We start from the raw sequence: 9,583 nt of genomic DNA on the forward strand, positions 1-9,583 counted from the left end.
AAGAAGTTCAACATAATTACTGTTGAACTTCTTTATTTGTTATAAAACCTTTTCAGATAAATTTCAACACAGGGAGGAAAATATTAACATTAAATGAAATAATATATTCATCTACAAATTAAAAAGTGGGGGAATATTATGCAACCTTCAGCTCCACCTCATCTAGAATCTACAGAAACTATCTTTTCAAGCTCTATTACAAAACTTGTTGTTTTTATTTGTTGGCTAGCCATTTTAGCTGATGGATATGATTTAGGTATTTACGGTGCCGTTCTACCAAAGCTCCTAGAAGACAAAAGCTGGGCGCTATCACCATCGCACGCTGGCACAATTGCAAGCTATGCTTTATTTGGGATGTTTATTGGGGCTATTCTAGTTGGAACGATTACAGATCTAATTGGACGTAAATGGACGCTTATATGCTGTTTAGCACTTTTTTCTATCACAATGGGTTTAGCGGCTATCGCTCCTTCTCCTGAGTTATTTGGATTATCTCGATTTATAGGAGGAATCGGATTAGGCGGTGTTATCCCAACAGCTTCAGCACTTACTGTTGAATATTCACCCAAAAAAAGGCAATCTTTTATTTATGCTCTTATGTTTACTGGCTATCCTTTAGGTATCGTGTTAGGTGCTATTTTGTCTATATTTATGTTAGAAGATTTCGGATGGAGAATTATGTTTGGTATCGGAATGATTCCACTACTCCTCATTCCTTTCATTATTCGCTATTTACCTGAGTCCATTCAATTTTTATTATCACGTAATCGCCAAGAAGAAGTGAACCAAATTCTTAATCGTTTTCCAATTGAATTTCATGTGAAAAATAAAACTCATCAAGCTCCATCTACTATACAAAAGAAAAATGGATTTACTACGTTATTCTCAAAAGAATACATAAAAGCAACGCTACTTTTTTGGATTACTTATATAATGGGAATGTTTTTAATATACGGTTTAAACACTTGGTTACCACAGATGATGCGCCAGGCAGGATATCCTCTTGGGTCTAGTCTGTCATTTCTACTTATGCTAAATATTACCGCAGCTATCGGCGCATTATTCGCTGGAGCAATTGCTGATCGTATAGGAGCAAAAATTGTTATTAGCATCTCTTATCTTATGGCAGCTATATGTATCGGACTATTAACAATCAAACCATCTGTTACAATCATTTATCTTTTAATTGGCCTTGCTGGTATTGGATCAGTCGGTATTACTCAAATATTAAATGCATATGTAACACAATACTTCCCATCACATATCCGAGCTACCTCCTTAGGCTGGGGACTGGGGCTTGGCCGAGTTGGTGCAATTGCTGGCCCAATTCTTGTCGGTATTATTATGACAATGCAATATGACTTAGCATGGAATTTTTACTTATTCTCCTTTGCAGGTCTTATCGCAGCTATATCTGTTTTCTTCATTCCTACAAAATAAAAAGGGCACAAACTTACTTGTGCTCTTTTTCATATGCTTCAAACAACATATCTCGAAACAATGTATTTAAACTCTCAATATCGATTCCTGATCCCTTTTCAATTCCTTTTACATATTCCTGATAGTAATGAATTTGTTCTTCTAAAAATTGATTTAGCACCTTAATTTTCAATCCAACATCTAATTCAGTACCTGCTTTTTTCTTTATTAACAACTTTTCAATTTCATCTAATACGCTACGTTCTAATGATAATTCTGTAATCAATCGGTCAAATTCTACAGGAGGTAAAGTCGTTTTCTCTTCTAGCCACTTACAAGCTAAAATGGGACGTAATACATAAAAGTACTTTTTCAGCTTTACATTCTCACCTTGCAAAAATTCACGATAATTTTTCGACGCCATATGTAAATAATGATATATCGTTGCTTTTGGATCAAAATTCTTCTCACTCATCTGTTGAAGTAGTTCTGGAAAATTAGAGTTTTTCGAATAAAAAATTGGTGATCGAATCCACTCAAGTAAAGCAGGATTCGACTTCGCGAATAGTTGCAATGCCTTTTTAATATCCCAACCACTTATATCTAAATCATCGCTAATTGGATATTCAATTACATCTCGTTTATCATGAATTGATAAATACCATTCTACTGGATGTATATAAATAAACCTAACATCATAATCGCTATCTTTCGATGGAAACCCCCAAGCACGACTCCCTGATTCCACCGCAAATAAAATTTTCACATCATTCTCTTTTTCAATTCTTTCTAACTCCAACTCGATTTTCTCTCTCATTTCATAACAACTCCATTTTTTGATTATTTCCTTGGAAATTCGACAATACACTATTAATTTTACTACATACTAAAAAAACTGTCAGAAATTACTGACAGCCTAATAAAACGTCTATTGTTGCTTTTCAATTACAGTAGCAGCAATTCGTTCAAACTCTTTTTGAATCTCCTCTTTATATGCATCTACTATTGAAAAATCCATAGCAGCAATATAAATTCGTTCTAATTTATCACGAACCGATTTTGCTTTCGCTAAGAAAGACATCGCCTCATTCATTTTTGCTTTATACTGAATGGAGACATCACGAATTTCCTTCGCATATTTCTCATCCGTCCCTGGCGTAACAATAAGGGCATACATATCAATAATTTCATCACCCTCGCGACTTGGAAAATATTCATGTGGTGCGGTGCTATCAAAAATTGCAAATCCTAATTCTCTTACGATAACCATATCAAGACTATTCGGGTCAAATCCGCAATGATATACTTCAACTTCAAACCCTTTTTCCTCAGCTGCCTTAGCTAACTTTTTGAGCATCGTTGATTTTCCAGAGCCTGGGCGCCCTTTTATAAAATAACGATGTGGTAACCCTTCTGTTAAATTAGGAACAAAATCAACTGCTCCTTTCGGTGTAGCAGCTCCTAAAAAACGATGTTTTACAAGCGATTGTCTCCCGCTTTTATCTGCAAATAATTTCTGGATTAGCTGATTGGTTAGTTCATTTGCTTTATTAAAATCTATATTATCAATATATATCTTCTCCCACTCATCATGTATAACCAATGCCTCTTTAAAACGTGCGTAAGCAGACTGAAAAGCTTTGCTTGCTTCTGAAACAAATCTTTCAATTTCTAACTTCTGCTTTCTTAGTTTATCTGAGTCCCAAGCAATTCCTAAATTTATATACTCTTCAACAACTCCTGGCATTTTTGGCTCAATAACATGCGGCGATGTCCCATCAACAATTCCTACTTTTAATTTTGGGATAATTACACCATCAACCGATTTATTATCAGAAGAACAATGTAACAATTCAATATCATATCCTTTTTCAATCCATTCACGACCTATTGCCTTTATTAAAGAAGATTTTCCCGTTCCTGGGCCACCCTTTAAGATAAATAATCTGTCTAATCCTTTTAAATTCTCTTCGTATAAATTGTGAAATCCCCTAGCTGTATTACCACCAGCATAATAATTTAATACATTTCCTGTCACTGCACTCACTCCTTCGCAGCATTCTATTTACATAACCTACAATATGCGAGCAGCTTTATTTGGGTGAATACCTATTTTGTATTGCACGAAAAAAGGAAATGAATTACAATTTAACTATCGGAAAATTCCGTTTTCAAAAAAACTGAATACTTCTTTATCAAGAGAGGCAGAGGGACCGGCCCTTTGAAGCCCAGCAACCTCAGTTTATACAAACTGAATAGGTGCTAATTCCTGCAAAATGCATTGCATTTTGGAAGATAAAACTCAACTAGCATGTAAAGCTCACCTTTCTTGATATTGAAGGGTGAGCTTTTTATTATTTGAAAAATATATATTGGAGGTATGTAAAATGAAAGTAATTGATTTATCGCAAACATTTGAAAATAATATGTCTCAATTTCCTGGAACACCTAAAATACAACTAGAAGCTGTTACAAGTGTTGAAGAATCAGGCTATCAAGTTACAGATTTTCATTCTGTCGTTCATGTTGGCACGCATTGTGATGCTCCTGCGCATTTTATTTCAGGCGCAACGACCATCGATCAATTACCGCTGGATCAATTTGTAGGTGAAGCTGTTCTTATAGATGTAACACATATTCAAGAGCGAAAATTACCTAAGGCAGTATTGCATAATACTGACATAAAAGAAGGTGATATTGTTATTTTTCATTCTAATCTATCCACCAAATGGAATACAGAAGCTTATGAGAAAGAAGCATTTTATCTTTCTGAAGAATTAGCTGAAGAATTAGTTCAATTAAAAGTAAAATCTATCGGTTTAGATTTCATTTCTCCTGATGAAGTCACAACAGAAACATCACCGATTCATCACATATTACTAGGGAATAATATTTACTTAATTGAAAACTTAACAAATCTAGATGCTATCGAAACAAAACGTTTCTTTTTCTCATCCGCACCTTTAAAAATTAAAAATAGTGACGGTGCTTTCGCAAGAGCATTTGCTGTTATATTTTAAACACAACCTATAAAGTGAACCTTTAATCAGTGGGGGTTTTGTTCATCCCACACCTAACTTCTTTGCTTCCGCTGAATTTTGAGGTGGGGGTCTTACTGCCCGGCAAATAGCGGGATTAAAAAAAGCAAAGGCCACTACTGGTCTTTGCTTCTATATTTTCTATTTAAATTAAGAAAGAATTGTTCCACACGGGGACGCACCCAAGCTAAACAATCTATCTCTTTCTTCTTTGTGCAAGCTATCTCTTCTCCATCTACCATTTCAACAAGTTCTAGTTCTAACAGTTGCCTCGTGAATGCTAACATATTCACTTCTTCAGATGGATACTCTTCTTTTAATTTCTCCTCAATTTCTCCCAATAAAAAACCGTCACGCATCATTGCCAATGCATCAATCCAAAGTGGCGGCATTTCATATTTTTCTCCTGTAATTGTATCTTTTACAATATAATTCTTTTGCTCTTTTCGAAATTGAATCGTGTGTAAACATACAGTCGAATTTAATGTTAATTCCATCATACCACCTCTTTCATAATATCTGCATAGAAAAAAGGATGCGCGTGCACCCCTTCTTATCTTTTCATAACACTACTGAACCGTTACATGAGTAATCAATCTCATGTCGATATTTTCCTCCATTATAAACGAAGTATTTTATAAAAAAAACCCTTCTTGAAACATTTTATAAAATGTTTATATTTACACAACAAGAACACTTTTCTGAAAAATCTTTTCTCCCAATACATTAAACGGTCGGCAGAAAAATTTCTACTTTCGTTCCTACTCCTAGACTACTTTGGATTGTGATACTCCCTTGATGTTCCTTAATAATTTTATATGTAATCATTAATCCAAGTCCTGTACCAGTCTCCTTTGTTGTGTAAAATGCCTTGCCGATTTTTTCCAACTTTTCATTCTCTATACCAAATCCTTGGTCTTCAACAGAAATACACAAATGTCCTTGCGTTTTTTGATATGCACGGATATGAATTTCTCCGCCCTCTGGCATTGATTCTATTCCATTTTTAATGATATTTAATAACACTTGTTTTAATTGCTTATCATCACCGTTTATAGCCGGTAAATTCCCATCTACTTGTAAATGACATTTAACTCTATATTGCATTGCATAACTTTCCATTAGATGCACAACATATAGAAGGATGTCTCGTATATTACACCTTTCATAATTTGTTGGCTTTGGTTTTCCTAACAACATCAATTCACTAACAAATCCATTAACCCTTTCAATTTCTTGTAACATAATGTCGTAGCTCATCGTATCAGCTGGATTTCTTTCTTTTTGCATTTGCGTAAACCCTTTTAACGCTGTTAACGGATTTCGAATTTCATGGGCAATTGTTGTAGACATAGTTCCAATCACAGCTAAATTTTCCGTCTCTTTCATATTGTTCATCATTTCAACCACTGTTCTTACATAAGATTGAAATCGTTTTAATAAAGAATGTGAAATAATGAAATAGAATACACATAAAACAAGTGGAATTACCACTTTTAAATCTTGTAATAGCAATGTGAAAAATACGTACTTTCCAATTACACTAAAGGAAACTAAATAAAAGTATTTTCTATTCACGAAAACTGGGGCAAATAAAATTAATAACATTTCTACCATACTACCATGTTCAAAAGGTCTATCCGTTCGCAAATAAATCATTAAATTATTAACAAGATTGATAAACATGTACCCAAATAAAAATAAATATTTTACAGAATATACATACCCTCTTTTTTGAAGGTATATAGAAATAGGAAATATTGCTATTACAAATATAGGCACACCTATCCCAAGACTACCTTCTGGCCAACCTACCGCTGTTCCACTAATATTCATAGCAGGATACACAAAATAATATATAGCGTCATATAAAAAGAATATAATATAGAATAATAATATAAATACCTTTAAGGCTCTTCTTTCTTCATAAATCAAGCTCTTGTATTTGTTCATATAAAAACTCCCCTTGATCGATACAAAAAACTTTCATTGTTATCTCCTTAAAGTATAAGTATGAAATTGCTTTCAGGGCAATATTTAACCTTATAATACTAAAAGGAAGGAGATCTCTCCTTCCTTTTGGTAACAAATTACACCCATCTTACCCTGTCATGTAACAATCCATCAGTAAAATTATTATGCCCCATTACAAAATCCTTCATATATAAATTTAAATACTCACCGTACTTACTTTCTGTATTTAATAACAACTCCTCGACGTAATAAGCACCTTGTTCAAAGCGATCTAAAAGTAAACTGGACAAGCCCGCATAAATCCCGCACCCTACCTGAAAATACGTTGCATTCGTTTTATATTTACGAAAAACTTGGCTACTATTCATCACATTATACATATATGTCTCACTATTTTCATAAACGAGTAACACACCGACCAAGTCCTCTCCAGCAACCTCTTCTTCCGCTGGATTAAACACTTTACGATTCCAGTTCCATAAATCTTCTACTTGGTCTAAATTCTGTCTAATTATATTTGTTGTATACTCATTAATTCGGTAAAGAAAACCAACTTCCATATTAAAGTTTTTCCCTAAAATTAATACTTCCTCATGTGGCATTAAACAACCATAGAATTCTTTTTCTCCCAACTTCACTTTATACTCTGAAGCATATACATCTTCATAAAAGTAAAGAGGACGATGTTGACTCATATACATCGGATAACTCCAGATTGCTTCATCTAAAAATCGCTCTACTGCCCATGAAGCATAAAGTGTATGTGGCTTTATAAGCGCTATATCATTCAAAAACGACGTGTCATGTTCTACAATATAACATGCTCTTGGCCTTTCATTTGGTCGTTCCTTCATAAGTTCAACAACCATCCATTGAACAACACCTGGATTCATACCTGAACCTATAATCGCTTTTGTATTTGTAAATTTCTCTTTCTCCTTCTCAAACCTTGTATATCTTTCCGTAAGCTGAAAGCCGATTAAGCTATCGTCCTGATCTACGGCCTCATTTTCCAAGGCTGAATTAATATAACAAATTCCTAGTTCATTACAGCAGCTTAATACTCTAATTGTATCTGCTCCTGAAACATCAATCACAACACTCGTTCTTTTTTCTTTTAAATGTTGTTTAAATTCCACTACATTTTGAAGGTTTATTTCATATAAATATAAGCGACCTTTCAAATTCGAAAACAACTCATCATAATAAGTCCTATCTTTTTGTTTTATATCCACCAAATGAAATTTGGCATTCTTTAATACTTCATAAATTGGATCTTTTTCATTTGCTATCGCTTGATTTAAAATTGCTAAAACTGCTTTTGCTGCTCCACCAGCACTACCAAGCAATGTAATTGATAACGAATTCGGAAACTGCTCCACAAACAAAACCCCTTTAATAAATTAGTTGAGCAGCTCCTCCTCAAAAAATAAATTGAATACATAAAAAGATAGCTCGTACATATTTCTTTATAAAGTAGTGCAAAATTATTTTTAAAAGATCGCACTATAATATATTTATATTCAATTCATTTTTCCCCTCATATCCAAATTAAACTAAATAAATAGGCTCGACCTTTTCTTCTGCATATAAAAGAAAAAGCCAGCCCTTCCAACTAATCTACGGACAATGGACGGATTTTACATGTTGAATATTCACATACATTTTTGCATCACGTGCTTTTGATATTTCAATATGACCTTCATCAATTTTCGCCATTTTTCCAATTTTATTGGACTCCTCACCTAAATCGAACACCATAATTTTCCCTGTCATTTTAATAAGCTGTTCTTCAAACGTTCTAGCTAACGTAATATTTAACGGATTTACGGGGAGTTCATTTTTATTGAGGGCATACGGTACTTGGTTTTCTTTATACGGAATTAACCATTTTAAATGCTTTAAAGATATATATACCGTTTTATAAACCGGACTATAAAAAACAATATAATCGTTCATCACACTTGTAACATAACCATGTATTGGAGCATTTCCTGCTACATAAACTTCTGTAAAAATACCTTTAGAAGTACTTAATACTTTTCTCAAAGAAATTGAAGGTGATTCCCTCTTAATTACAGAATCAACATCTGGTTTTGATATTTCTTCGTCATATGGTCTTAAAAATTTATAGTATTGTACATGATATAAAGATATATATACGTAATCTTGTCCATTGTAAAGAACAACGATATCATTTCCTACATCAATTAATACACCTTTAAATCTTTTTTCACCGATTAATTTAACATATATATTTTCTCCAATACTTTTATTCAACTCATTCATCTATATCCTCCTTCCTATGAATATCAGCTTTCCTATCTTCCGTTTCAAAAAAAATAATCAGGGCAATGTTTTGTCTTAATAGTAAGTAATTCCTTTTCATACTATCGAAATAAGAAATTGTTCTTCTCTTTCCCTCATAATGCCCCTCTTATTTATTAAACATTATTCATCTTCATTCTTTTTACATTTCACTACTTGACTCACACTCTTAATATGATAATTAATGATATAAATGACTTCATCGCAGTTTACTAGTGTAATACATTCTTCATGCACTTCACTTAATAATCCTTCCACACATTCTGGACCGCCACGATTAATCTTTACCCACTTATACTTCAAGTCACGTAATACATCGACAAAAGTATCATCATCAGAGCAGAAACATGAAACATAGGAATCGCCACATTTACTTTCTTTCACTTTCTTAGCTAGACTCTTCACATGTTTCAATTGGTAATATACTAATTCACCAAGAGGAAGTTGTAATGTAAGGTAATCTCTCCCTAACGATACAAGTACCCCCACTCGACTCTCTGGTCCACGAAGATTTACTTTTACAGTCTCACCGACTAAGCATTTAATTTGCTCACAGCATAATATACTTTCCAAATTTGTATCCTCCTTTCTTATTATCTTCCTCTACTTGACTGTCTTTGTGCGCGAGCTCGACCTGAATTATCGCTACTACTTTCCTTACTATTACTATCTTCGCTCTCATCGCTCTCTCCGCATGCTAATGCATTATAGTTAACACTTTTAATATGCTTTATTGCAATTAATATAACTTCTTCTTTTACAATTAATGTAACGAAGTCACAAGAAACATCTTGTAAAATGCCTTCCACTTTCTCTGGACCACC

At 33.6% G+C, this 9,583-nt stretch carries 9 protein-coding genes, 1 pseudogene and 1 riboswitch; of the genes and pseudogenes, 2 read left to right on the top strand and 8 right to left on the bottom strand.

The genetic code is table 11. The features are described 5' to 3' along the window. Positions 1 to 138: 138 nt before the first annotated feature. Positions 139 to 1,440, top strand: coding sequence for an MFS transporter (locus MR160_RS18230; RefSeq protein WP_001183099.1), 1,302 nt, complete (start codon positions 139 to 141; stop codon positions 1,438 to 1,440). Positions 1,441 to 1,453: 13 nt separating this feature from the next. On the opposite strand, the gene MR160_RS18235 is transcribed toward MR160_RS18230, so the two are convergent. Next, the gene (locus tag MR160_RS18235) at positions 1,454 to 2,236 is read right to left on the bottom strand and encodes a nucleotidyltransferase domain-containing protein (protein WP_001208229.1); all 783 of its coding nucleotides are present in this window, start codon (positions 2,234 to 2,236) and stop codon (positions 1,454 to 1,456) included. A gap of 111 nt (positions 2,237 to 2,347) precedes the next feature. Then, the gene (locus MR160_RS18240; protein ID WP_000147466.1) at positions 2,348 to 3,457 is read right to left on the bottom strand and encodes a PRK06851 family protein; all 1,110 of its coding nucleotides are present in this window, start codon (positions 3,455 to 3,457) and stop codon (positions 2,348 to 2,350) included. Between the two features lie 151 nt (positions 3,458 to 3,608). Next, a riboswitch (SAM riboswitch) is annotated at positions 3,609 to 3,721 on the top strand. Between the two features lie 85 nt (positions 3,722 to 3,806). On the opposite strand from MR160_RS18240, the gene MR160_RS18245 reads away from it, so the two are divergent. Next, positions 3,807 to 4,439: a cyclase family protein gene (locus MR160_RS18245; protein WP_242297842.1), complete on the top strand. Its 633-nt coding sequence runs from the start codon at positions 3,807 to 3,809 to the stop codon at positions 4,437 to 4,439. Positions 4,440 to 4,573: 134 nt separating this feature from the next. Here the strand turns inward: MR160_RS18245 and MR160_RS18250 are convergent, their stop codons facing one another. From MR160_RS18250 to MR160_RS18275, 6 genes and pseudogenes are all read right to left on the bottom strand, one after another. Further along, entirely contained in the window at positions 4,574 to 4,954 is a 381-nt protein-coding gene (locus MR160_RS18250; protein WP_000424116.1) for a hypothetical protein, read from the bottom strand. Between the two features lie 229 nt (positions 4,955 to 5,183). Continuing rightward, entirely contained in the window at positions 5,184 to 6,410 is a 1,227-nt protein-coding gene (locus tag MR160_RS18255) for an ATP-binding protein (RefSeq protein ID WP_001046097.1), read from the bottom strand. A 137-nt stretch (positions 6,411 to 6,547) separates the two neighbouring features. Beyond that, positions 6,548 to 7,813, bottom strand: coding sequence for a hypothetical protein (locus tag MR160_RS18260; RefSeq protein ID WP_000434723.1), 1,266 nt, complete (start codon positions 7,811 to 7,813; stop codon positions 6,548 to 6,550). A gap of 238 nt (positions 7,814 to 8,051) precedes the next feature. After that, positions 8,052 to 8,720, bottom strand: coding sequence for an LSm family protein (locus tag MR160_RS18265; RefSeq protein ID WP_001004281.1), 669 nt, complete (start codon positions 8,718 to 8,720; stop codon positions 8,052 to 8,054). A 162-nt stretch (positions 8,721 to 8,882) separates the two neighbouring features. Next, the gene (locus tag MR160_RS18270; RefSeq protein ID WP_000443833.1) at positions 8,883 to 9,332 is read right to left on the bottom strand and encodes a hypothetical protein; all 450 of its coding nucleotides are present in this window, start codon (positions 9,330 to 9,332) and stop codon (positions 8,883 to 8,885) included. A 20-nt stretch (positions 9,333 to 9,352) separates the two neighbouring features. Next, positions 9,353 to 9,583: pseudogene (locus MR160_RS18275) on the bottom strand (DUF2642 domain-containing protein); the annotation flags it as partial.

The sequence above is a fragment of the Bacillus cereus group sp. BfR-BA-01382 genome, from assembly GCF_022663475.1.
Lineage (GTDB): Bacteria > Bacillota > Bacilli > Bacillales > Bacillaceae_G > Bacillus_A > Bacillus_A thuringiensis_S.